This window comes from Homoserinimonas sp. (assembly GCF_056262345.1).
The window spans coordinates 1-23,679 of record NZ_JBACFR010000221.1; the positions used below are offsets into that span (position 1 = coordinate 1).

24 protein-coding genes are annotated in these 23,679 nt (G+C 64.1%); 8 read left to right on the forward strand and 16 right to left on the reverse strand.

Annotation, left to right across the window (positions count from 1 at the left end):
- Positions 1-219: 219 nt before the first annotated feature.
- Positions 220-363, reverse strand: coding sequence for a GPGG-motif small membrane protein (locus tag AC062T_RS10595; protein ID WP_199220388.1), 144 nt, complete (start codon positions 361-363; stop codon positions 220-222).
- Between the two features lie 149 nt (positions 364-512).
- Here AC062T_RS10595 and AC062T_RS10600 point away from each other — a divergent pair, with 149 nt between their 5' ends.
- On the forward strand, positions 513-785 hold the full coding sequence (locus AC062T_RS10600) for a hypothetical protein (RefSeq protein WP_476029849.1): 273 nt from the start codon (positions 513-515) through the stop codon (positions 783-785).
- Here AC062T_RS10600 and AC062T_RS10605 read toward each other — a convergent pair.
- The 4 genes from AC062T_RS10605 to AC062T_RS10620 all read right to left on the reverse strand — a co-directional run bounded on the left by AC062T_RS10605 (position 782) and on the right by AC062T_RS10620 (position 3,270).
- Positions 782-1,387, reverse strand: coding sequence for a TetR/AcrR family transcriptional regulator (locus tag AC062T_RS10605; RefSeq protein WP_476029851.1), 606 nt, complete (start codon positions 1,385-1,387; stop codon positions 782-784). The genes AC062T_RS10600 and AC062T_RS10605 overlap by 4 nt on opposite strands.
- A 30-nt stretch (positions 1,388-1,417) precedes the next feature.
- Positions 1,418-2,347: a nucleoside hydrolase gene (locus AC062T_RS10610; protein WP_476029853.1), complete on the reverse strand. Its 930-nt coding sequence runs from the start codon at positions 2,345-2,347 to the stop codon at positions 1,418-1,420.
- An 82-nt stretch (positions 2,348-2,429) separates the two neighbouring features.
- Positions 2,430-2,924 carry an SRPBCC family protein gene (locus tag AC062T_RS10615; RefSeq protein WP_476029855.1) on the reverse strand — a complete coding sequence of 165 codons (495 nt, stop codon included), beginning with the start codon at positions 2,922-2,924 and terminating at the stop codon, positions 2,430-2,432.
- A gap of 13 nt (positions 2,925-2,937) precedes the next feature.
- Positions 2,938-3,270: an ArsR/SmtB family transcription factor gene (locus tag AC062T_RS10620; RefSeq protein WP_476029857.1), complete on the reverse strand. Its 333-nt coding sequence runs from the start codon at positions 3,268-3,270 to the stop codon at positions 2,938-2,940.
- Between the two features lie 74 nt (positions 3,271-3,344).
- Here AC062T_RS10620 and AC062T_RS10625 point away from each other — a divergent pair, with 74 nt between their 5' ends.
- Both AC062T_RS10625 and AC062T_RS10630 read left to right on the forward strand, forming a co-directional pair.
- Positions 3,345-5,132, forward strand: coding sequence for a DEAD/DEAH box helicase (locus AC062T_RS10625; RefSeq protein ID WP_476029859.1), 1,788 nt, complete (start codon positions 3,345-3,347; stop codon positions 5,130-5,132).
- A 143-nt stretch (positions 5,133-5,275) separates the two neighbouring features.
- Complete coding sequence (locus tag AC062T_RS10630) at positions 5,276-5,524, forward strand: VIT1/CCC1 transporter family protein (RefSeq protein WP_476029861.1); 249 nt, start codon at positions 5,276-5,278, stop codon at positions 5,522-5,524.
- Here the strand turns inward: AC062T_RS10630 and AC062T_RS10635 are convergent.
- Positions 5,463-6,131 carry an NUDIX hydrolase gene (locus AC062T_RS10635; protein ID WP_476029863.1) on the reverse strand — a complete coding sequence of 223 codons (669 nt, stop codon included), beginning with the start codon at positions 6,129-6,131 and terminating at the stop codon, positions 5,463-5,465. The two genes, AC062T_RS10630 and AC062T_RS10635, sit on opposite strands and share 62 nt — an antisense overlap.
- 84 nt (positions 6,132-6,215) lie before the next feature.
- On the opposite strand from AC062T_RS10635, the gene AC062T_RS10640 reads away from it, so the two are divergent.
- Positions 6,216-7,061 carry an alpha/beta hydrolase gene (locus AC062T_RS10640; protein WP_476029865.1) on the forward strand — a complete coding sequence of 282 codons (846 nt, stop codon included), beginning with the start codon at positions 6,216-6,218 and terminating at the stop codon, positions 7,059-7,061.
- A gap of 47 nt (positions 7,062-7,108) precedes the next feature.
- Here the strand turns inward: AC062T_RS10640 and AC062T_RS10645 are convergent, their stop codons facing one another.
- Complete coding sequence (locus AC062T_RS10645; protein ID WP_108996698.1) at positions 7,109-7,618, reverse strand: flavin reductase family protein; 510 nt, start codon at positions 7,616-7,618, stop codon at positions 7,109-7,111.
- 146 nt (positions 7,619-7,764) lie between these two features.
- On the opposite strand from AC062T_RS10645, the gene AC062T_RS10650 reads away from it, so the two are divergent.
- A complete protein-coding gene (locus AC062T_RS10650; protein WP_476029867.1) occupies positions 7,765-8,367 on the forward strand; it encodes a PadR family transcriptional regulator in 603 nt (200 codons plus the stop codon).
- Positions 8,368-8,402: 35 nt separating this feature from the next.
- Here the strand turns inward: AC062T_RS10650 and AC062T_RS10655 are convergent, their stop codons facing one another.
- The 9 genes from AC062T_RS10655 to AC062T_RS10695 all read right to left on the reverse strand — a co-directional run bounded on the left by AC062T_RS10655 (position 8,403) and on the right by AC062T_RS10695 (position 17,991).
- Positions 8,403-9,296 (reverse strand): ribokinase, encoded by an 894-nt coding sequence (locus tag AC062T_RS10655; RefSeq protein WP_476029869.1) that lies wholly within the window; start codon positions 9,294-9,296, stop codon positions 8,403-8,405.
- A gap of 32 nt (positions 9,297-9,328) precedes the next feature.
- Positions 9,329-10,690 (reverse strand): NtaA/DmoA family FMN-dependent monooxygenase, encoded by a 1,362-nt coding sequence (locus AC062T_RS10660; RefSeq protein ID WP_476029872.1) that lies wholly within the window; start codon positions 10,688-10,690, stop codon positions 9,329-9,331.
- A 104-nt stretch (positions 10,691-10,794) separates the two neighbouring features.
- Entirely contained in the window at positions 10,795-11,667 is an 873-nt protein-coding gene (locus tag AC062T_RS10665) for an ABC transporter permease (protein ID WP_476029874.1), read from the reverse strand.
- Entirely contained in the window at positions 11,660-12,466 is an 807-nt protein-coding gene (locus AC062T_RS10670; RefSeq protein ID WP_476029876.1) for an ABC transporter ATP-binding protein, read from the reverse strand. The genes AC062T_RS10665 and AC062T_RS10670 overlap by 8 nt, the downstream gene beginning before the upstream one ends.
- Positions 12,463-13,572 carry an ABC transporter substrate-binding protein gene (locus AC062T_RS10675; protein WP_476029878.1) on the reverse strand — a complete coding sequence of 370 codons (1,110 nt, stop codon included), beginning with the start codon at positions 13,570-13,572 and terminating at the stop codon, positions 12,463-12,465. The genes AC062T_RS10670 and AC062T_RS10675 overlap by 4 nt, the downstream gene beginning before the upstream one ends.
- A gap of 101 nt (positions 13,573-13,673) precedes the next feature.
- Positions 13,674-14,531: a carbohydrate kinase family protein gene (locus AC062T_RS10680; RefSeq protein ID WP_476029880.1), complete on the reverse strand. Its 858-nt coding sequence runs from the start codon at positions 14,529-14,531 to the stop codon at positions 13,674-13,676.
- Between the two features lie 18 nt (positions 14,532-14,549).
- Positions 14,550-15,803 (reverse strand): MFS transporter, encoded by a 1,254-nt coding sequence (locus tag AC062T_RS10685; protein ID WP_476029882.1) that lies wholly within the window; start codon positions 15,801-15,803, stop codon positions 14,550-14,552.
- Between the two features lie 131 nt (positions 15,804-15,934).
- Complete coding sequence (locus AC062T_RS10690; RefSeq protein ID WP_476029884.1) at positions 15,935-16,753, reverse strand: aggregation-promoting factor C-terminal-like domain-containing protein; 819 nt, start codon at positions 16,751-16,753, stop codon at positions 15,935-15,937.
- A gap of 365 nt (positions 16,754-17,118) precedes the next feature.
- Positions 17,119-17,991, reverse strand: a complete 873-nt coding sequence (locus AC062T_RS10695; protein WP_476029886.1) for an aggregation-promoting factor C-terminal-like domain-containing protein — start codon at positions 17,989-17,991, stop codon at positions 17,119-17,121.
- Between the two features lie 474 nt (positions 17,992-18,465).
- Between AC062T_RS10695 and AC062T_RS10700 the strand changes: the two genes are divergently transcribed.
- The 3 genes from AC062T_RS10700 to AC062T_RS10710 form a co-directional block, all read left to right on the forward strand.
- Positions 18,466-21,285 carry a cation-translocating P-type ATPase gene (locus AC062T_RS10700; protein ID WP_476029888.1) on the forward strand — a complete coding sequence of 940 codons (2,820 nt, stop codon included), beginning with the start codon at positions 18,466-18,468 and terminating at the stop codon, positions 21,283-21,285.
- Positions 21,282-22,181: an LLM class flavin-dependent oxidoreductase gene (locus AC062T_RS10705; RefSeq protein ID WP_476029890.1), complete on the forward strand. Its 900-nt coding sequence runs from the start codon at positions 21,282-21,284 to the stop codon at positions 22,179-22,181. The genes AC062T_RS10700 and AC062T_RS10705 overlap by 4 nt, the downstream gene beginning before the upstream one ends.
- Positions 22,178-23,679, forward strand: a 1,502-nt coding sequence (locus AC062T_RS10710) for an FAD-dependent oxidoreductase (RefSeq protein WP_476029891.1), incomplete at its 3' end; no start/stop codon positions are given. The genes AC062T_RS10705 and AC062T_RS10710, both read left to right, overlap by 4 nt.

The following is a 23,679-nucleotide window of genomic DNA, read 5'->3' on the forward strand; positions in this document are numbered from 1 at the left end:
TTCGGGTCTGGCACGTCCTTCCAGGACTTCTGACCCGGGCCCTCGTACACAAGCGCTTTCATGATGTCTCCTCACGCAATAGGCATTTGCCTCACGCTACGTCTGCCATGGCAGGAGGGAGCGGATGCGCAGGGAATAAACAGCGCGCTCGAAGGAAGCAGCAACAACGCCCCCGGCCGATGCCGGGGGCGTTGGTAGCTCAAGTGGCTTAGCGCCAGATCAAGTGAATATGCTGGTTCCTCCCGGACCCACCAGCAGTCCGACAACGATGAGAACGATGCCCCACAGAACCTGTCGGCGGAAGAGCGCGACGATACCGCTAACTACGAGAATTACGGCCAGAATCCACAGGATTACTGCCATGATGTGCTCCGTTCCCCGGCCCATCGCATTTGCGTCCGACCGGATTGCTGTTGCTGGGAACGTACCCTCACTCACAGCCAGAAGTGGTCTTACTCACAAGAAACTCCCAGCTTCAGTGCTGGACCCGCAGAACACCGACGAAAGGCACCATGAAAACCGCTGACGAGATCGACGAGTGGATCACCGACCTTAAGGGCGACGTGAAAGACGCGGCTACCTGGCAGCAGGCGGTAGGTGCAAAGGCGGCAATCAAGGCTCTCAAATGGGCGAAGAAAGCGAATGACCCCTTCGAGATTCAGGTGCAACTCAACACTGCTCTCGTAGAGAAGGGCAAAAGCCTAGGAAACGACCCCGCCGGGGTGGCAGCGGCGTCGATCGTCGAAACGCTCAGATGGGTTCTCAACCAGCCATCGGACGGCTAGGCGTCTGAGAACGGATCCTCGACGGCCGCGACGACAGCCTGGGCGCTGCGCTCAAGAAACGCCACGATCTGCCCCGACGGTGTCTCGGTTCCGACCGCTATGCGCACGAGCAGATCCTCCACGAATGCCACCCACGACCTCAAGGCAGCACGCAGCAGCGGCGTATCGGCATATCCCAGCTCGATGAAGGCAGCGATTACACGATCCGCCTGCACAGTTCTGGCCTCTTCTATGACCTCACGCACCTCCGAGGCGCCGCTAGCCACACCGCGCACGAGCGAATAGAACGTGCCCTTGTGCTCACGGACAAAGTCCACGATCAGGGAGAGCGTTGCGTGGATGCGCTCCCGCGGTTCGAGCCCCGGCCCAGATTCGGTGGAGCGCAGCATGCTGTCTCGTGCCTCTCGGACGATTTCTCGCTGCATGCCCGTCTTAGAGCCGAAATAGTGAAAAAGCAGCGCCCTTGACACCCCGGCCGTCGTCGAGAGGTACTCGATGCTGAGGGACTCCACCGGGTGTTCGGCGAGGAATGCGACGCCCAGCGCGACGAGCTGCGCACGGCGCTCTTCTGGACCTAACCGTGTGCGCCGCTCCGTTTGCATTGAACGAGTATACCGGCGGGGTCTCTGGCGTCAGTGTGTCTCGGCCGCCGCGGAATAGTGGCCGAGAACCATGTCCCAAAAACCATCGACGTCGAGATCTGTTGGCACGAGGGCATTGGGGTTTGGCGACCGAAAATTGGTGACGGTCATGCCTGACGTGAAGGAACCCTGGGTCTCCACGTCCACCCTCGCTGGCGTGCTGCGGAATAGCTCCGGATGCGTGACATAAGCGATCGCACAGACATCGTGCACCGCCTGACCACCCCAGTCGGGGTCGAGCGGATCGGCCCAGAACGTGGAGAGCGGGACGACGAGTTCGGAACCGAGAGTGCCGAGCCCGAGCATGCGGTCCTTGATGGCGCCGGTGACCCTGGCCTGAAGCGTGAGATCGAGCCCGACCATAACTACCTGCCAGTCGGCGGCGAAAACCTCCGCAGCAGCGGCCGGATCGGCGTAAATGTTGAACTCCGCCGCCGGAGTGGTGTTGCCCCGCGTGTAGGAGCCGCCCATGATCACAAACGACTTGGCCCACTGGGCGACCCTCGGCTCAGCGCGGAGGGCAAGGGCAATATTCGTGAGCGGGCCAATGGCGACGAGGTCGATCTCGCCAGGGTTGTTGCGCAGCAGGTCGATGATGAGGGTCACGGCATCGCGGTCGTCCAGCGGGAGTGCTGCCGCCGGAAGAACGACCGAGCCGAGGCCGCCCGATCCGTGGACCTCGGCAGCGTTTCTCACCTCGCCCGCGAGGGGGCCAGCAGCGCCCGCAGCGACCGGCACGTCAGTGAATCCCAGGTACTCCCGGAGTTCGAGGGCATTGCGGGTCGTGTCCGCGAGTGCCACGTTACCCCCGACCGTTGTTACGGCTTCGATCACCACGGAGGGATCTGCATGGGCAAGGAGGAGGGCGAGAGCATCATCGAGTCCCGGGTCGCAGTCGATGATCATCCTGGTCGAGTTCATGGCGTTAAGCCTAGGGCGGCGCGACCGTGTCGAGCGCCGCGCGGCGACGCCTGAGCGAGTCGCCGCGCGGCACCCTCCGTAGTTATACGAACTTTACGGCGAGGAGTTCATCAATCTGACCTAGGGCCAGCGTCATGCCTTCCTCCATGCCCATGGCCGCTACCTTCTCGAACTCTTCGGCAGTGGCGTAGGTGCCGACTACGGTCATCCTGGTGCCGCCCGCAACCGCTTCGAGCGTGACCTCCATGCGGCTCTGCGGCATGTCGGGGTCTGGCTCGCCGTCTTCGGCCGCGAAGCCATCGATCACCGAAAAACGCTTCGGTGGCTCGACGCTCTCGGTTCGCCACCAGCCTCCCGCCCGCTCCCCCGTCGGGCCCGTCATGAAGTACCGGGATTCACCGCCGGGCTCGAATTCGTGCCGCACAAACGTTGCTGGCCACGACGGCGGCCCCCACCAGCGCTCTAGCTGGCGCGGGTCTTGCCACACCTGCCACACGCGCTCTACGGGCGCCGAGAACTCGGCGACGAAAGTGAGGGAGTGCTTTTCGACATCTTTGTTTGAGCTGACTACTGGCATGATCGTTCCTCTCTTACTCCTGGGCGAGAATGTCGTCGATGGCCTCTACCCGGTGACGCCAGAGAGCTTCATATGAATCGAGCAGGTCCCGCGCGCGCCGAAAGGCGTGCGGATTAGGCTGAACAATCTGCTCACGTCCCTTGCGCTTCTTGACGATGAGATCGGCTCGCTCCAGCACGGCAACATGCTTCTGCACTGCCGCGAGGCTCATGTCATAACGCCGAGCGAGCGACGACACAGAATGTTCGCCGTTCGCCGCTCTCGTGACGATGTCGCGGCGAGTAGCATCCGCCAGGGCCTGGAAGATGCGGTCGATCTCGGCACCACTCACGCTATCTACAACCATTTGGTTTCAGGTTAGCACCGATTGGTCGCGCAGCATAGGTCTCCGAAGAGACCATGAAGGACTACCCTTATCTAATGACGTCCCCCGATAGCACCCCACAGAGCGAGGCAGAACCTGCCGCTGTGACCACCACTTTTTCCGATCTCGGACTCTCCGACGCCGTGCTCAAAGCACTTAAGGATGTCGGATACGAAACCCCGTCGGCCATTCAGGCCGCCACGATCCCCCCGCTTCTCGAAGGCCGCGATGTCGTAGGACTCGCCCAGACCGGAACCGGTAAGACCGCAGCATTTGCGCTGCCCATCCTCTCCCGCCTCGACATCTCGCAGAAGACTCCGCAGGCCCTCGTGCTCGCCCCCACCCGCGAGCTCGCCCTGCAGGTGTGTGAAGCGTTCGAGAAGTACGCTGCACACCTCCGAGGCGTACACGTGCTGCCCGTCTACGGCGGTCAGGGCTATGGGGTACAGCTTTCTGCCCTTCGCCGCGGCGTGCATGTTGTTGTCGGCACCCCCGGTCGCATCATGGACCACCTGGAAAAGGGCACCCTCGACCTCTCCGAGCTCAAGTACCTTGTGCTCGACGAGGCCGATGAGATGCTCAAGATGGGCTTCGCCGAAGACGTCGAGACGATTCTCGCCGACACCCCGGACGACAAGCAGGTCGCGCTCTTCTCGGCGACCATGCCCGCCCAGATCCGCCGCATCTCCGCCAAGTACCTGCACGACCCCGAAGAGATCACGGTCAAGAACAAGACCACGACCTCCGTCAACACCACACAGCGCTACCTGATGGTGTCGTACCCGCAGAAGGTCGATGCCCTCACGCGCATCCTCGAGGTCGAGAACTTCGAGGGCATGATCGTGTTCACCCGCACCAAGAACGAGACCGAGACTCTCGCCGAGAAGCTGAGGGCCCGCGGATACGCTGCGGCCGCCATCAACGGCGACGTGGCCCAGGCCCAGCGTGAGCGCACGGTGGAGCAGCTCAAGTCGGGCAAGCTCGACATCCTGGTGGCGACCGACGTTGCCGCCCGCGGTCTTGACGTCGAGCGCATCAGTCACGTCGTCAACTTCGATATCCCCATCGACACAGAGTCGTACGTTCATCGCATCGGACGCACGGGTCGCGCTGGTCGTAGCGGCGCCGCAATCAGCTTCGTAACGCCTCGCGAGCGACGCCTGCTCACGGCGATCGAGCGGGCAACGCGGCAGCCGCTCACCCAGATGCAGTTGCCGAGCGTCGAGGACGTCAACGTCACGCGCCTTACCCGGTTCGACGACGCCATTACGGAAGCGCTGTCGCAGACGGAGCGCATCTCCACGTTCCGCGACATCATCGGCCACTACGTCAAGCACCACGATGTGCCAGAGGCGGATGTTGCTGCCGCGCTGGCCGTGGTCTCCCAGGGCGAGACTCCCCTGCTTCTCGACCCCAAGGCGGAGCGTCCGCAGCGCGCCGAGCGCGAGACCCGCACCTGGGACCGCGACGAGAAGCCTGAGCGTCGAGCGCGCAACTCCGATTCTTCGCTCGCGCCCTACCGTCTTGAGGTGGGCAAGCGCCACAAGGTCGAGCCCCGCCAGATTGTGGGGGCCCTCGCCAACGAGGGTGGGCTGAGCCGCAACGACTTTGGTGCGATCAAGATCTTTCCCGACTTCTCCATCGTTGAGTTGCCGGCCGATCTGCCCCGCGCGACGCTGGACAAGCTCAGCGATACTCGCATCAGCGGCAAGCTGATCGAGATCCGGGCCGACCGCGGCCCGGGAGCACGTCGCACCGATCGCACCGATCGACCCGCTCGATCCTCGTATGGGGATCGCCCATCCTATGACGATCGGTCGGCGCGCAAACCGCGCAACGACTAGCCGAAAGCGTCGTGAAAAAGCCCCCAGCATCCACCCAACCGGGCTCGCAGTTTGCGAACGTGGCCTCGAAGCTCAATTGGCTTCGAGCGGGCGTGCTGGGGGCTAACGACGGAATCGTGTAGACCGCCGCGCTCGTTGTGGGCATGGCGGCAGCCACCTCAGAAATCGGAACCGCGCTCACCGCCGGTGTTGCCGGCCTCATCGCCGGCGCCGTCTCGATGGCTCTCGGCGAGGACGTCTCCGTGAGCACTCAGCGCGACTCCGAGATGGCAATGATCGAGCTGGAAAAAGCGGCTCTCGAGCACCGGGACCTCCGTTATCTAACGACCGTCACGGCTCGACTTGGCGCGAGCGGTCCCACGGGATCGTCCACCCGAGTTTCTCGAACATGAGGTCGAGCACAATAGCGGTGAAACCCCAGATGACCCGACCCTGCACCACGAATGCTGGGCTGCGCATGGTCGATTTCTTCCACACCCGCACAACAGTGGCTCTGTTGGCGGGGTCAAGCAGGTCGGCCACCGGCACGCGAAAAACATCCACGGATTCGCGGCTGTCGACGGCCGCGACCTGAGACGGACGAGTCCACCACGCCGGCACCGGCGTGACCAGGTTGTTGCTCACCACTAACGGAAGCTCCGGCAGGGTGCCGAGGATCTCTACCCCTGTGGGGTCGAGGCCGGTCTCTTCCACGGCCTCCCGAAGCGCGGTCGCCGTGATGTCGGCATCGCCTTCTTCTACCCCTCCACCGGGAAAGGAGATCTGCCCAGGGTGATGACCCATGCTGGCCGAACGCCGTTGGAGGAGCACGTCGATATCGCCCGCGACCGGGCCCTCTGCCGACGCAGGCACAGCGTCGAGCACTCCGAAAAGCACCAGCACGGCTGAGCGCCGCGCCACTGAGGGGTCGACAAAGCCCTGAAACGGGGAGAGGTCCCACGAGATATTGTCGGCGCAGAGCGCCTTGAGGGCCGCCCTGGCGTCCTGACGTTTCTCCATCTCGCGACCATATCCGACCGCGCACGGTGTTTCGATCCAGGGGCAGCCATGATGCGTCGGCGCGCCCGGGTGCACAATGGGCGCATGCCGCACTTCATTGACTCCTGGGGCGTCCGCATCTACTACCAATCGTGGCGCGTCGACGACCCTCACGCCATTGTGCAGCTCTCCCATGGCGCTGGCGAGCACATTGGCCGCTATACGGAGCTCGTTCGAGCACTTAATAGCGCGGGTTACAGCGTGTGGGCGGACGACCATCGCGGGCACGGGCGCACGGGATTCGAACAGCACGGGGGCGATCTTTCGCGAATGGGTCGACCTGGGCCTGGAGGACTCGATGGCACCATTGCGGCAATCGAGCGGTTCACGGATGTCATCAGAGAGACCGAGGGCGACGTGCCCCTGGTCTACCTCGGCCACTCCTGGGGCTCGCTGATGGGGCAGATCATCATCAATCACCACGCCGACCGGTACGACGGAGTAGTGCTCTCCGGAACAGCGCATCGCACTCCGCTCGGCATGAACGCAGGCGACCTGAATGCCCGGTTCCGGCACCTCGGGCCCTCCCCTGCTGAGTGGCTCACGCGAGACCGCGCCGTGATCGACGACTTCATGCGCGACCCCTACACAACAACGGTTCCCCTAAAAAAGCTCTACGGCTATCGAGACACGCTGCGCCTCTACGGCCGCCCCGCGCGCAACCTGCCACCGGAGCTCCCCCTGCTCATCCTGGTCGGCTCAGACGACGCGCTGGGAGGAGAGCAGAGCGCCCTGAGCCTTGCCAAGGACTATGCGGAGAGGTCGGGGCTCCTCGACATCAAGATCATCGTCTATGAGGGGGCTCGCCACGAGGTCTTCAATGAGATTAATCGCGCCGAGGTGATGGGCGACCTCGTGCTGTGGCTGGACGAGCGTTTCGCCGACGACTGAGTACGCACCCTGAAGCCGAGAACCACGCGGCCTATAGAAGGGGTCTATCAGGCCACGGGGTGGAGCTCGCGAAAGCGGCTCTGGTGAAAGACGAGGGGTTCAACGTCGGCGAAGATCTCGGAGTTCATAACCTCGAGCAGCACAACCTCGTGGTCGCCGCCATCGAACGATGACCTCAGCTCGCAGTCGAGCCACAGCGCCGCCCCCTCGATCATGACGGCACCGTAGGCGGTCGGCTGCCAGGCAGCGCCATCGAAGCGACTAGTGCCTCGGGAGGCGAGGCTGCGGCACAGCTCTCCTTGATCTGCACCAAGAACGCTGAGGCCGAGACGGGCGCGACCGGCAAGCACCGGCCAGGTGGTGGATGTGCGGCCCACGCAGATTCCCACCAACGGCGGGTCGAGCGACACCGAGGTAAAGGAGTTGACGGGGATTCCGATGGGGTTGCCGTCGTCGTCGAGGGCACAGACCGCCACGACACCCGTAGGGAACAACGAGAATGCTTGCCTCAGACCCAGGTGGATCGGAGTGGGGGTGGTAACAGTCTCAGCCGTCATGCTGGTCTCCCTGGAGTTTCACGCGGGTCGCCATCGACCCGGCAACTAGTCAACTTTGATTAGTTAGTTCAAGAATATTGCAGAATCTGGCTAGCCACAAGCATCCGCTACCCGCTGGCCGTGCGGCGTGTCTTACGATGAGAGCCATGTCGACCATCACGCGCCTTGTCGTGCTCGGAGCAGTCCGTCAGTTTCAGCCGGTGCACGGCTACTTTCTGCGCCGCGAACTGCTCACCTGGCACGTTAACGAGTGGGCGAACATTCAGCCGGGGTCGATCTATAACGCACTGAGATCGCTCAAGAAAGACGGTTACGTCGCTGAGCAGGGAACCGAGTCGGAGGGCAACCGGCCCGAACGCACGACCTACAGCATCACGCCAGAGGGCGAGGTCGAGTTTCTGCGGATCCTGAGGCGGGTTCTCTGGACGGTCGAGACGTTCGACATGGCGCCGGTCATGGCGCTGACCTCCTTCATGTATGTGCTCAGTAGGCAAGAGGTCATCGATGCACTGCACCATCGGGTGAGCGAGATCGACGCCAAAATCGTGAGCAACACCTACAACATCGACGATGTTCAGCGCTCCCCCTCGACGCCAGCCTACGTTCGCGAATTCTTCGAACTGTCGACGAGTCGGCTCCGGGGAGAACAGCAGTGGGCCAACGACCTGTGCACGCGACTCGAAGCGGGCGAATACACCTTTGCCGACGACAGAGATGGCGCGCAGAAAGAAGAAGCGGTTTCTCGCTAGCCGCTGCGGCTCGGTTCTGCAGCTCGGCGCTGCGGCTAGGTCCGGGTGGCCACGAGACGGTCGATTGCCTCGGGTGACAACTCCGTGGTCTGAGCGCCCAGTTGCGTGGCCACAATGGCCCCGGCCGCTGATGCCCGCTGCATGGCGGCAGGAATGTCGAGCCCATTGCTGATGGCTGCAGCGAATGCCCCGCAGAATGCGTCCCCCGCACCGGTCGTATCGACGGCATCCACAGAGAAGGATCGAACATCCACGCGCGTGCCGTCCCTGGTCACCCAGAGCGAGCCCTCAGAGCCGAGGGTGACGATGACCGACCCGGGGCCATCGTCGGTGCCGAGCATGCGATCGACCCCACCGAGAGCATCCGCCTCCGTCTCATTGACGATGAGGATGTCAACCTGGGAGAGCATCGAGTCGGTAACGCCTGCAGGCGGCGCCGCATTGAGAATAGTGACGGCCCCTACGCGACGCCCGGCGGCAAGCGCCGCCTCAGCGGTAGCCGACGGGATTTCCAACTGCACGAGGACCACCGCAGGGGTCTCCTGCGCCTCCACAGCCTCGACGGCCTCAGCAGCGCTAAGCGCACTGTTGGCGCCGGGCGACACGATGATCGAGTTGCCCGATCCCGGCAGAATCGCCACGTGGGCGAACCCCGTGAGCTCCGACTCGTCAACCGTGAGATGCGACGCATCGAGGCCAGCCTCGACCAGCGCGGCCCTCAGATAGGCGCCATCGCCGTCGTCGCCGACGCGGCCACAGAATCGAGTGGTTGCCCCTGATCGTGTGGCCGCGACGGCCTGATTGAATCCTTTGCCGCCGGGCAAACGGTGAGTCGACTCCGCCAGGAGGGTCTCCCCCACCTGGGGAGAGTGCCGAATGTGCACCATCAGATCGAGATTGATGCTTCCGACTACGCAGACCTGTCCCACGAATGACTCCCGTTCTCGCCAAGCTCGATTCGTTATCGGCCCTGCTCTGAATTTACCCGGTATGAAGCACCCGGGTGATCCGCGCCCAGTGTGGGGGTCGCCGCCCCGAGCAGACGCTCGCGCAGCGACGCGGCCTTCGGCTTTGAGTCGATGGCGCCACGCTCGCGCAGAATGGGCAATACCTGCTCGATAAAGTCGATGGTCGACCCCGGCTGGATGATGGGCGTGAGCAAGAAGCCGTCCAGGTCGGCGCCGTCGGTGATGGCGATGAGCGCGTCAGCGACATCCTCCGCAGTTCCGATGACGGGCTTGCTCCGCACGCCGTTGGCGTGCCACTCGGCGAGGACATCGCCAACGGTGCGATCACCGAAGCGCGAGATCTGAGTCTGTGACAGCTCGGTGTGCAAATCAGACATGGGAGTTGTCGGGTCATACGACGAGAGATCAAGACCCGTAAACATCGCATAGGACGCGACGGCAACCTCGGGCGACTGCGCGTCGAGCACCTGCTGGTACTTGCGCTGAGCCTCCTCGCGGGTGGGCGCCACAACGCAGGAGAAGGCCACCATGAGCTTGATTGACTCGGGCGTGCGGCCCGCGGCTGCGGCCTCAGCGCGGATGCTCTTGACCTGCTCGGCGAGCTTGTCGACCGAGCCGCCCCCCAAGAAGATGCACTCGCCGTGCTTGCCCCCGAACTGGCGGCCCCGGTCAGAAGACCCGGCCTGGAACAGCACGGGCGTGCCCTGCGGGGAGTACGAGGAGTTGCTGTAGCCGCGCGACCGAAAGTACGGGCCGTCGTGCTCGATGCGGTGAACCTTGGCGGGGTCGGCAAAGCGGCCATTTTTATCGCGCTCAAGAGCATCCGGCTCCCAGGTGCCCTCCCACAGCTTGTAGACGACCTCCATGAAGTCGTCGGCCATGTCATAGCGCTCGTCATGCGGAACCATGGGAACGCCGAAGGCCTCGACGGCTGTATCGGCGGTTCCGGTTGTGACCACATTCCAGCCGATGCGACCGCCCGAGAGCTGATCGAGAGTCGACATGCGGCGGGCGAATGAGTAGGGCTGTTCCAGCAGCGTCGAGCCCGTGATCACCAGACCGAGCCGGGTCGTCTCGGCGACGAGAGCTGCAGCCACGATCGCGGGATCGAGGCGGGGCAGATCGAGCCCTTCTTCCGAGCTGATTGCGGGACGAACCCCGTTGACCTCAGACCAGCCCCAGGCATCCGCCAAAAAGACGAAGTCAAAGCCCGCGTCCTCGCACGTCGTGGCGATGTTACGCCAGTAGTCGAGGTCGTCGTAGTGATCCCGCTGGTTCTCGGGGTGGCGCCAGGTTGCGGTGCCGGAGTCGTTCGCCTGAGCGTTTTCGAACAGGCCAAAGCGGAGCTTCTTCATGTCTTGCCCTTCATGCCCCAGTGTTTTTGGGGTTTGTCGGTAGAGGTGTCACGCGGCCACAGCCACGGATAACGGTGATTGCCGGTGGGAGCGGCGCGGGGCCGCTAGCGGGCGACGATGTCGCCGTCGCTCCACCACAGAACGCGCTTTCGCACGACAGCGAGTATCGAGACGATCGCGACGCCCATAACGCACAGCAGCAGGATGCTCGCCCAGGTGACGGGCAGATTGGCTTGCGCTGCAGAGATTGTGACGAGCGAGCCGAGGCCAGCCTGCTGCCCCGCGGCCACGAACTCGGCCACCGCAGCACCGACGACGGCCATCGGCAGCGCGACCCTCAGTCCGGCAAAGACGAAGGGCATGCTGCCGGGAAAGCGCAGATCCCTGAAGATCTCCCAGCGGCTTGCGTGCAACGTGCGCATCACGTCGAGCGTGCGACCGTCGACATCCCGAAGCCCTGCGAGCGAATTGACGAGCATAGGAAAGAACACGACAAGTGCCGTGACGATGTACTTGGGCATCATGCCGAAGCCGAATGCCACGACAAGTGCCGGGGCGATGGCCACGATGGGCGTGACCATGATCACGACGAACAACGGCATCACCGCCCGCTCCATGAACCGGAACTCCGCCATCACAACGGCGAAGAGGAATCCGGCCAGGATGCCAGCGATAGCCCCGATGACCACCTCTTGCAGAGTGACCAAGAAGTTGGTCCAGTACATCGACGGGTCCTTGGCCAAGCTGCCGAGAATCGCATCGATCGTGGGGATCACATAAGGGTTCGCATACGCAAGAACCTGCCACACCGTGCCGGCGATGATGAACGTGAGCAGCGGGGGAAACCAGATTCTCCAGTTCACCGCAGCTCGGACATCGGTATTCGATGGCAGCCAACGGCTTTCTTTGGCGGTGCGCGCTTCAGCGGTGGCGATCGACTCCGTAGCCGATTCTGGCGCCGTTCTCATCTCAGACATGGGTCTCCCCCATTACGTTCCTCAGGGTCGTGCGCACGACGCCCTCCAGGTCGCGGAACTCGTCGGTGGCATAGACATCCTCCGTGCGCGGACGCGGCAGGGTGACGTCGATGATCTCGGCGATGCGCCCGGGGTGAGCCGCCATCACAACAATTCGATCTGAGAGCATGATTGCCTCGGGAACCGAGTGCGTGACGAACAGCACTGCCTTGCGGTTGGACTGCCAGAAGTCGAGCAGGCCGAGACGCTGCTTGTCACGGTTCATCTCGTCGAGAGCGGAGAACGGCTCGTCCATGAGCAGAACGCTCGGGTCGAACACGAAGGCCCTGGCGATGGCGACCCGCTGCTGCATGCCTCCGGAGAGCTGCGACGGATACTTGTCCACCGCTGCGCCGAGGCCGAAGCGGTCGAGAATCTCCCGCGGGTCTCGGAGCGTGCGCCCCGTGTTTGCAGCACGGTTGACGTTCATGGGGAGCGCCACGTTGTCCAGCACGGTTCGCCACGGCAGCAGCGCGGGCGACTGAGGAACCAGACCGATCATCTTGTTCTTGGTGGCCGCCTTGACGGTGCTGCCGTCGACCGTAACCGTGCCGGAATCGGCCGGCGTGAGCCCGGCGATCACCTTGAGAAGCGTGGATTTGCCACACCCGCTCGGGCCGATTACCGAGACGAACTCCCCCATGCGAATGGAGAGGCTCACATTGTCGAGCACGGTGGTGCGGGCGTCGCCGGTGCCATAACTCTTGGAGACGTTAGAGACCTCGACGCCGCCCGTCACCGTGAGGAGAGGCGAACTCATTTGCCTGGCCAGATGAGGGCGCCGTCGTCGTACAGGGCTGCGACCAGTTCGGTGTCCATCATCTCGGAGAGAGCCGGGAGCGTGTCGATGCCGCCGTAGCGCTTGACGAGCTCGTACTCGGGCTCCCACTGCTCTTCGGTCTGCATACCCGGAGCGAGATCGGGGTTGCTCGTGACCCAGCCGGACTCCACGGCCCACGTGCGAGCGAGCTGGTCGCGCGGGAACGCCGAACCCTGGTTGTTGTCTTCGGCGAGCTTGGCGATCATGTCGATGCACTCGTCGTGATCGTCGAGGCAGAACTCCAGCGCCTTGAGGCTCGCGCGCATGAAGTCGGATACGACCTCGCGGTTCGCGTTCAGGAACTGGGTGTTGACCTCCATCACGTTGTACGTGCCTTCGACGCCTTCATCGGCGGGCATGAACTCGGTAAAGGGCAGCCCCTGCGCCCTGAGCGACTCCGGCTGGTTCGAGGCGTATCCAACGATTGCGTCAACCTGCCCGCGCGTGACGACGGTGGGGTCGTAGTTGGTCATCTTGATCAGCTCGACCTTGCTGACATCGACGCCGGCGTTGTCGAGCATCGCCGAAGCGATCGGGGTGAGGTTGATGAAGTATCCGAGCTTCTTGCCCTCAAGGCCCTTGAGGCTGGTGACAGCCTCGTTGGCGAAGATGGAGAACGGCGAAACGCTGCCGTAGGTGGCAATAGCCGTGAGGTTCTTGCTGTTCGCCGCGGCGAGCATCACATCGGATGCTGATCCCAGGGCAGTGAACTGCGCCTGACCCGAGGCCACGAGTTGCTGGCCGTTGGCTCCCGATGCGTTGATCTCCACGTCGAGACACAGCGCATCAAAGTAGCCGAGCTCCTCGGCGAGGAACACATCGAGCTGCCCAGCGCTGGCCGAGTAGCCATAGCCTGAGATGTAGGTGATCGTGCCTGCGTCGCGGTTGCGGTCGCAGTCTGCCTGGCTGATGAGAACGTCGTCGTCCTGTGCAGCGGGAGGTGTCGCTGAGCCACCGGCACAAGCGCTAAGCATCATGGCGGCCGCAAGGGCCCCTACGCTCAGGAGTGTGCTGCGGCGAGCGCCCTTATCAAGAAGAATAGTCACGGGAGTTTTGCTTCCTTCCTTGGCCTGGTCCGTCGTTGGATGGCATGGTCAAATTAGCATAATCAATCTTGAATACACAAGGCCGATATAGCGCGGGGGCGCTACCCGCCCAGCGGCGCGTCCAACAGCGGATGCAGATGCCGAGTAACGAGCGCAACCGCCGCCTGAGTTGCTGCGGCCTTGAGCGCCTCAGCAATTGAAGCACCCTTCAGGTGGGCATGCAGAAACCCCGCGAAGAAGGCGTCGCCTGCCCCGTTGCTGTCGGCGACCACAACGGGCACGGCTCCCACCCTGTGGAGGCCTTCTGAATCATAGGCAATGGCTCCGTCTGCGCCGAGCGTGCACACCACGACTGCAGCACACTCCTCCATGAGTGACCGCATGAAGGGCACGGGATCATCAAGCCCATCCGAGTTCATAAACACATACGTGGCGGCCTCAATAAAGGGGCGATGAAAGTCACTCGCGCCGTCGTAGTCGTGGATGTCGGTCCAGATTGGAACGCCACTCTCTACCGCCGCAGGCAGAAGCTCTCGCGAGGATGCAGAAAGATCCATGACGAGCGCGGATGCTCCCCGAGCAAGAACCCTGAACTCCTCGAGGTCCACTGCCGGCTCGACAGGCGACGACAGATACAACGACACCCGCTCCCCTGCCCGGGTCATGAGGTTGAGATGCCTCTCACTGGGCCCCGGAACGACGGCGCCACGAAGCGTAACCCCCGCCTCACCCATCAGCGAGCTCAATCGAGCAGCCTCGGCATCGTCGCCCAGCACGGTCCGAAGGGTCACATCGTTGCCGAGCGCCGATAGATGCAGCGCCTTAGCCGCCGATGTTGCCCCGACCGTCTCGAACGACTCCTCGGCGAACTGCATGTGCGGTCTCGGTTCTGGCAGGTGATCGAGGTAGACAATCTGATTCCAGGCCACGGGACCGCTGATAACAATGTCGTGGCCCATGGCGCGATGCTATCCCGGCTAGTCGCGCTCAGCTTCTGACCGCGCCGTATCGGCCGGCTCATTCTGGCGACGGCTAGCAAGCATGAGAGGAACCCCGATGAGCTCGACAATCCCACCGATCACGAGCGAGGTTCCGTAGCTCCATACATCGGCGGCCCTACCGAGCCCCGGCTGGATAACGACACCGCCGAGGCTTGCGAAGAGTGAGTCGAACGACAACACCGTTGCCCGCTGCTTGGACGGGATCATGTCGTTGAGATATGCCTGGCGCACGGGCTCGGCGACGGCAAAGACAAATCCCCACAGCACCAACAGCACCACTGCCACCCAGAAGACCGAGATCAGGCCGAGCGCGATCAGCACCACGACGCTGCCAATGGATGCCGCAATCACCGTGGTCGTGCGCCGGCGAAAGAGCCCCCTGATGCGCGGCGCAAGAATGCCGCCCGCGATTTGGGCAAGCGAGAGCACGGCCGCCGCCAGCCCCGCGATGGCGTAGGCGGATGGGTCACCAAACAGTGCGAGCAGGTACGGCTGCAGAGCATAGAAGGCGTAGATACCCACTCCCGACGCGAAGGGCGCCGAAAGAATGAGGTAGCGCACCGACTTCTTGCGGAGCCCGTGGTCTATCGACCGCGTGAGCACATGCCGCGTCGCCGCGATGGGCCCCCTCGAACGATCGGGGGTGAACCCGAGATCGCGCATGACGAACGCGGCAAAGACGAGCATGAGAACAAGGACTGCCGCCCGCAGCAGAAACGGCACCCCCAGGTTCGTCGCCTGCGCCACAACTCCGCCGAGAACCGAGCCCGCAAACATGGCGATTCCCGTGACGACAAGCCCTCTGCCGAACACGGCCTCCATCGCCCCCGTATACCCGGTATGGGTGAGCGCGTCGACGAGCCAGGCTTCAACAGCGCCCGAGAAGAAGGTAAAACCCAACCCCAGGAGAACGGAGACCACAGCCCACCAGATAAACGGCGCATGCCATACCCACAGCATCCAGTAGAGGAAGGTGGTCGCCGCCAGCGTTATCGTGCCGAGCAGGTATGACGCTTTGCGGCCGAGGGTGTCGGCAACGACCCCCGTGGGTATCTCGAAGATCACCATGCCCGCTGTGAAGAACGCATTCGCTGCGAACGCCTCAAAGTTGGTGAGCCCGGCATCCAAAAGAAAGAGGGTATTGATGCCCCAGATAAAGGATGCGGCGAGCGTGTTGCCCAGCATAAGAGTGAGGTAGACACGCTGAATGCGCCGCGCTGCCGCATTCATGACGCGCGACCCGCCGGCGTGCCCCGATGCGTCACACGAGCAATGATGTGCCCGGCCGGGCCGGATGGCAACAGACAGCGGCCCGCACGCTCCCCTCTGCGGGAGAGACGCGCGGGCCGCTGATGTGACCGCTAGTACCAGTTAACGGCTTGCGAGTGTGACCATGCAGCACACGGAGTGCCGTAGGCACGCTTGATGTAGTCGAGGCCCCAGCTGATCTGCGTCAGCGGGTTGGTCTGCCAGTCGGCCCCGTGCGTGGCCATCTTGCTGCCAGGCAGGGACTGGGGAATGCCCGTGGCACCACTCGACGCGTTGTAGGCATCCCAACGCCAACCCGACTCCTTCTGCCAGAGGTTCACGAGGCAGGAGAACTGGTCACCACCCCAGCCATACCTGCTGGCTGCCATGTCGCGGGCCGCAGCCTGAGCCCCGGCAGGGGTCGATGCGGCCGCCTGTGCGGCTGCGGCAGCCGCTGCCTGCTCTGCGGCGATGCGCTCGGCCTCGGCGGCCGCTGCGGCAGCGGCCTCAGCAGCGAGCCTGTCGGCCTCTTCGATCGCCGCCTGGACCACGGGGATGGCCTCTTCGGCTTCTTCTACGAGGCTTTCGACGGTCTCGACCTCGAGGGCCGCACGGTCGGCCAGAGCGGTCACGGGGGTTGCCAATGCCGTCGCGTCGACCTTGCCGGATGCCGCCGCCAAGACGGGCGTTGCCGCCTCGATCACGGCGACGGCCGCCTCCTCGACACGCTCTTCATACGCTGCCTGCTCTGCCGCCTCTTGCGCCTGGGCAGCAGCAGCGGCACTCTGCGCCGTGACGCCACCTCCGACGACGCCGCCCATTGCCAGAAGGGCGACAAGGCCGAGAACGGCGAACCTGCGCTTCTTAGGCATCTCGTTGAACTTGGCGCGAACTGCGCGAATAGGGGAAGGTACGGATATCTTCGTGGGCATAATCTTTCTCTCACAGCGAGCCCGGCACGGCGCCGCGGCTCGCGGTTGACAGCTGACTGCGCCACGTTGAGGCGCATACGGACGTATTAAGTCTCAAAATGCGGGCCTGAGAGACCGGTGCTAATCGGAGGTATTTCCTCCGAAAACGCCCAATCGCCGAAACGTCCACACGAGGGATGTGCCGGAGCAGTGGGGGCGCAACTGCCCCGGCATGTCGGGCTCCGGCGTCGCGCTCGCCGTCAATGGCGGCCGGAACAGAGCGCTGGCGGAGCGCCGGTTACCGAGGAAACACACAGCGAACGCCAACAACAGCTGTTCTAGCTGCTGGGCGTTCGCTGAGTGTGACGCTCGAGAGTGGACTCGGCTTAGTACCAGTTCACCGACTGGGAGTGGCCCCAGGCCCCACACGGGGTGCCATAGGCGCGCTTGATGTAGTCAAGGCCCCAGCTGATCTGGGTCGACGCGTTGGTCTTCCAGTCAGCGCCGTGCGTCGCCATCTTGCTGCCGGGCAGCGACTGAGGAATGCCGGTGGCACCACTGGAGGCGTTGTAGGCATCGACTCGCCAGCCAGATTCCTTCTGCCAGAGGTTCACGAGGCACGAAGCCTGGTCGGCGCCCCAGCCATACTTGCTGGCCATCATGTCTCGGGCGATCGCCTGAGCGCCGGCAGGCGTGGCGGATGCCGCCCTGGCTGCTTCTGCGGCCGCCGCGGCCTGTGCGGCCTGTGCGGCCTCTGCAGCCACACGCTCGGCTTCGGCTGCCGCTGCAGCCGCTGCGGCCTCCGCCGCCACGCGGTCTGCCTCGACAATCGCGGCTTCCACGACGGGAATCGCGGTGGATGCCTGCTCGATGAGGTCCTCGACTACCTCGACCTCAAGAGTGGCGCGCTCCGTGAGCGAAGCGACGGGAGTAGCAAGGGCCGCGGCGTCAACCTTGCCCTGAGCCGCAGCGATCACGGGGGTCGCTGCTTCGATCACGCTCAGAGCTTCGGCTTCAACACGCTGCTCATAGGCGGCCTGCTTGGCGGCAGCTTCGGCTCGCGCTTCTTGGGCTGCGGCGACCTCGGCGGCCTCCGCTGCCACGGCGGCGCTCTGCACCGTCAAGCCGCCGGCAATAATGCCTCCGACGGCAAGAACCGCAACAGTAGCGAGGATGGCACTGCGCCGTTTCTTGGACATGCGCCCGAAGAGGTTCTTGAGCGCACGGATAGGGGAACTGAGTGATGTTTTCGCGGGCATAGCTTTCTCGGGAGGCGAACCCTCGCGCTGCGGCGTCGTTCGCGGTGATTAAGGGGGGTGCGCCACACCATGGGCGCACACGGACGTTCCAGCCTCTGCTCCGAATCTGAGGGTCACGTACTAATCGGAGCGCCACGCTCCGAATATGCTCACAGCCCGAAATCCGTGTCTGGGCGTCGCAGGAACCTGCTTTGCGCGGCCGTGGCCCCGCAATCTCGGGGCACAGCGCACCACGCACCCTCCCTGCGGGCCTACGACATCCGGAACGCACCGCTCCGAAACAGGCCACATCCTCACGGAATACTCAGGAAACTCGCTGGACATGTGCTGTGGCGGTGGCAGTAACCCTCCTGCGCACCGATTGCGTAGCCGCCCGGCCCGCCCGCGGAGTTCACAAACGACCCCCGGGGCACTGTTCCGCCGCCCCGAATCGTGCAACCCTGCACCTAACTTTCTGGCGAAAGGCGGTGCCGCATGTCAGACGCATCGGGGGCGTCATCCGTGCTCGCCGCGCCCTATCTCGCCGATGGCCTCGCCGTGGCGCACGAGCTCCAGGTCACCCCCTCGACCGGTCTCTCCGCAGACGAGGCCGCGCACCGTCTCGCCACAGACGGCCCCAACGAGCTAAGGGGCACGCCTCCCGTACCCGCCTGGCGCCGCCTGCTCGCGCAACTGCAGGACCCCCTCATTTACCTCTTGCTCGCCGCCGTCGCTATCTCACTTGTTGCCTGGTTTCTCGAGGGAGCAGAAGGCCCTCCCGTCGACGCCATCGTGATCGGCGCCATCATCGTGCTCAACGCCATCCTGGGCTACACCCAAGAGAGCAAAGCGGCCGACGCGGTGGCCGCACTGAGCACCATGACCGCAGCGCACTCCACGGTGCTCCGCGACGGCGCCCTCGCCACCGTGCCCTCCGCAGATCTGGTGCGCGGCGACGTGCTCGTGCTCGGTGAAGGCGATGCTGTCGGTGCCGATGCCCGCCTGTTTTTTGCCAGCGCACTTCGCGTGCAGGAGGCCTCACTCACGGGCGAAAGCGCCGCGGTAGTCAAAGATCCAGCACCGCTGCACGGCACCATCGCACTCGGCGACCGTCTCAATATGGTCTACAAGGGCACCGCGGTAGCACAGGGCGTAGGCCGCGGCGTGGTGACGGCAACGGGGATGTCGACCGAGGTGGGATCGATCGCCGACATGCTCGACTCCACGGTCGAGGCGCCTACTCCCCTGCAGGTGGAGATCGCCCGCATCAGCAAAGTGCTCGGCGTTTTGGTGGTGGTCGTCGCCCTCATCGTGATGATCACGATCATCCTCGTGGGCGGCATCAGCGCTCCCAGTGACCTCGTGGTCGTGCTCCTTCTGGGCGTCTCCCTCGCGGTGGCCGCAGTGCCGGAGGGCCTGCCCACCATTCTCACGGTGGTTCTGGCTATCGGCGTTCAGCGCATGGCCAGGCGAAATGCGGTCGTCACGAAGCTCAGCTCCGTGGAGTCGCTCGGCTCAGCATCCGTGATCTGCACCGACAAGACCGGCACCCTCACCCGCAACGAAATGACGATCGAGCGAGTGGTCACTGCCTCGGGCCAGGCAACAGTGGGCGGGGTCGGGTACCGACCGGAAGGCGCGGTGACTCGCGATGGCGCGGAGCTCTCGGCCGACCAGTTGCGAGAGGTGCAATTGGTGCTTGGCGCAGGCTCGCTGGCGAACGATGCCCAGCTCGCCGAGCACAACGGGGACTGGAGAATTCAGGGCGACCCGACGGAGGCCGCGTTCCTGGTGGCGGCCCGCAAGCTCGACGGCATGCAGAGCGGGCTCTCTCGCTTCGAGCGACAGGCGGAGATTCCGTTCACCTCCGATCGCAAGATGATGTCCACCCTTCACCGAGAAAGGGACGACGGAACCCTCCTCCTCTTCAGCAAGGGCGCCCCCGACATCCTGTTAGCCCATTGCACCCAACTCCAGGTGGGCGACCATACGGTGCCGCTCACCGACGATCTGCGCCGCACCGCTCTCGACGAGGTCGAGGCGCTCTCTCGGCAAGCGTTTCGCACCCTGGGTGTCGCTTACCGCCTCGACACCGACGCAACCGATGACGATGTATCCGGGTTCGATGAATCCCGCGAACGCGACCTGATCTACGCCGGAGTGGTCGGCATCATCGACCCGCCGCGGCAGGAGGTTGCCGGTGCCATCGACGAGGCGCACCGTGCGAGCATCCGGGTGATCATGATTACCGGAGATCACCCGTCGACCGCCGCCCGCATCGCCTCTGATCTGGGAATAGTCGAGGCCCCGGCGCGCACCGCAACGGGCACGGAACTCAGCCTGCTCGACGACGAGCAGCTCCGGGCCCTGACGCGGGAGGTCTCCGTCTATGCCCGAGTTTCACCGGAACACAAACTGCGGCTGGTGGATGCGCTGCAGGACGACGGCCATATTGTGGCGATGACCGGGGACGGGGTTAATGACGCCCCCGCTCTCAAAGCCGCCGACATCGGCATTGCTATGGGCATCACGGGAACGGAGGTCACCAAAGAGGCCGCGCGCATGATTCTCGCCGACGACAATTTCGCCACCATTGTGGCGGCAGTTCGCCAGGGCCGTGTCATCTTCGACAACATCAAGAAGTTCTTGCGCTATCTCTTGTCGTCCAATGTGGGCGAGGTGCTCACCGTCTTTCTCGGCGTGCTGTTCGCCGGGGTGATCGGCCTGACGGAGGCCAGCGAAGATTCGCTCGTGCTGCCCTTGCTGGCCACGCAGATTCTGTGGATCAACCTCATCACCGACTCTGCGCCTGCGCTCGCGATGGGGGTCGACCCCGAGGTCGACGATGTCATGGCCCGGCGGCCCCGCAAACTGACCGACCGCGCGATCGACGCCAGGATGTGGGGCGGAGTTCTTTCCATCGGTCTGGTGATGGCCATCGTGACCCTTTTCTCGATCGACCTCCTCTTGCCGGGCGGCCTCGTTGAGGGCGGCGAAACCCTCGACGTCGCGAGGACGGCCGGATTCACCACCCTCGTGTTCGCGCAGCTCTTCAACGCGCTCAACTCTCGTTCTGAAACCAGCAGCGCGTTCCGCAAGCTGTTCGCCAACCCCTGGCTGTGGGGTGCCATCGCCTTGGGCGTGCTGCTCCAAATCGCCGTTGTCGAGGTGTCGTTCCTGCAGGTGGCCTTTGGTACGGCATCCCTCGATCTCGATCACTGGCTCCTCTGCTGCGCCCTCGCCTCGGTGGTGCTGTGGTTTGACGAGGTCCGAAAGCTCATCCTGCGCCTCATCGGCAGGAGAACAACGCTGTGAGCGACTACGGCCGCCCCGTGGAGTTCGGCATCTTTCCCACCCCGGATGTTGAGGCGCTGGGCGAGCTGTTCGGCATGGTGGGCGCGGCGGAGCGGGGTGGGCTCGAGCTGGTCGGCATTCAAGACCACCCCTATCAGCGGCGTTTCGTCGATTCGTTTGTGCTGATGGGGGCCATCCTCGACCGCACCCAGCACCTGCGCGTGTTTCCGGATGTTGCCAATGTGCCACTGAGAACACCGGCGATGATCGCTAAGACAGCCGCGAGCCTCGACCTGCTCTCGGGCGGGCGTTTCGAGCTGGGACTCGGGGCTGGAGCGTTCTGGCCCGCCATCGAGGGGCTGGGCACTCCCCGTCGCTCCCCCGCAGAGGCTGCCGCATCTCTGAGAGAGGCCGTTGAGGTGATCCGCCTCCTCTGGTCTCGGGAGTCTTCAGTGCACTTCACCGGCGCCCACTACTCCCTCGCGGGCAGCAAGCCGGGCCCCCCACCGGCCCACGACATAGGCATCTGGCTGGGAGTGAGCGGCCCGCGCCTGCTCGAATTCACCGGCCGCTCTGCCGATGGATGGGTGCCGTCGGCCTCGTTCATTCCTCCCTCTTCGCTGCCCGATATGCATGCGCGCATCGACTCGGGCGCGGCAGAGGCAGGCAGAGATCCCGCGTCGGTCAAACGCATCTACAACGTGTTCGGCGTCATAACCGATGGTGGCTCGATCGGCGATTTTCAGTGGCCAGCCGAACGGTGGATCGACGAGCTCACCGCGCTGGTTATCGAGGGCGGCATGGATACTTTCGTGTTCGGCCCCGCCGCGGATGCCGTGCACCAGGTCGAACGCTTTGCTGCAGACGTGGCTCCCGCAGTGCGGGAGTCAATACGAAAGGAACGGGGACAACAATGACGACCAATGACAGAAAATCGCTGTGGTTTGAAGACCGCCAGCCGATCGACAGCGAAGCAGACGAGTTCATACCGGGATCGGCATACGACGTCGTCATCGTGGGAGCGGGGCTGACCGGGCTCACCACTGCCCTCATGCTCGCCCGTGCTGGCCTTTCTGTCGCTGTACTTGAGGCCAGGTTCGCGGGGGCGGTGGCCACAGGCAACACCACGGCAAAGCTGAGCCTGCTGCACAGCAGCGCACTCTCCGAGATTCGATCCCACACCTCGGTATCGGTCGCCCAGGCCTACATGGAGGGAAACCGGCAGGGACAGGCCTGGTTGCTCGATTACCTCAGCGAGCGAGGTGTCCCCGTGCAGCGGAGGGATGCTTTCACCTATGCGGCAACCCCCGACGGCGTCTCCTCGCTCGACACGGAGTTCGAGGCCTGCACCGAGGCCGGTCTCGACGTGACGCGGGTCATGGACACCGAGCTGCCGTTCGAGATCTACGGGGCAATCAAGCTTGCCGATCAAGCCCAGTTCAACCCCCTCGACGTCGTGGCAGCGTTGGTCAAGGACGTGCGCGCTCTGGGGGGCGTCATCATCGAGCAGACACGGGTGCAGAGCGTGGATGCTGGTGAACCCGTCTCTGTTGTGACCCGCCGTGGCACGGTCTATGCCACACGGGTGATTCTGGCGACCGGCATTCCCATGCTCGACAGGGGTCTGTATTTTGCCAAGCTCACCGCGACACGCTCCTATGCCCTCGCTTTTCGCATGCCCGCCGAACCCGGAACAGCGGCCGCGATCCCCCAGGGCATGTATCTCTCGATCGACACACCGAGTCGCTCGGTGCGCAGCGCACCTGTCGCGGGCGAAAACCGCTTGGTAGTCGGGGGGAACGGCCACGTTGTGGGGCGAGACTCGAACACCATGGACAACGTGCGCGACATCGAGCAATGGACCGCCGAGCACTTTCCCGGCGCCATTCGCACCCACTCCTGGTCTGCACAGGATTACCGCTCAGCCAACCGCATCCCCTTCGTGGGCTGGATGCCCCGGTCTCATCACAGGGTGTTCATCGCCACCGGATACAACAAGTGGGGCATGACCAACTCAGTCGCAGCGGCGCTGAGCCTCACCGCCGAAATCCTGAGCGACAGCCTGCCGTGGGCGGATACGTTGCACCACCGGGTCACGAGACCGCGATCGATGGCCTCGGGCATCGCCGCCGGCGCCGAAATGGGAGGAGCATTCACCTCGGGGTGGACGCAAGCCGAGCTCACCAAACTGCCCGATACCGCCCCGGAGGAGGGGACGGGCGTCGTGGGCCAGAAAGGGCTCAAACCAACGGCGGTCTCAACGGTAGACGGTGTGACCTGCGCCGTCTCTGCCATCTGCACGCATATGGGCGGCATCGTCACCTGGAACTCCGCCGAACGCTCATGGGATTGCCCGCTGCACGGGTCGCGCTTCGATGCGGACGGCCGCCTACTAGAGGGGCCCGCGACCGACGA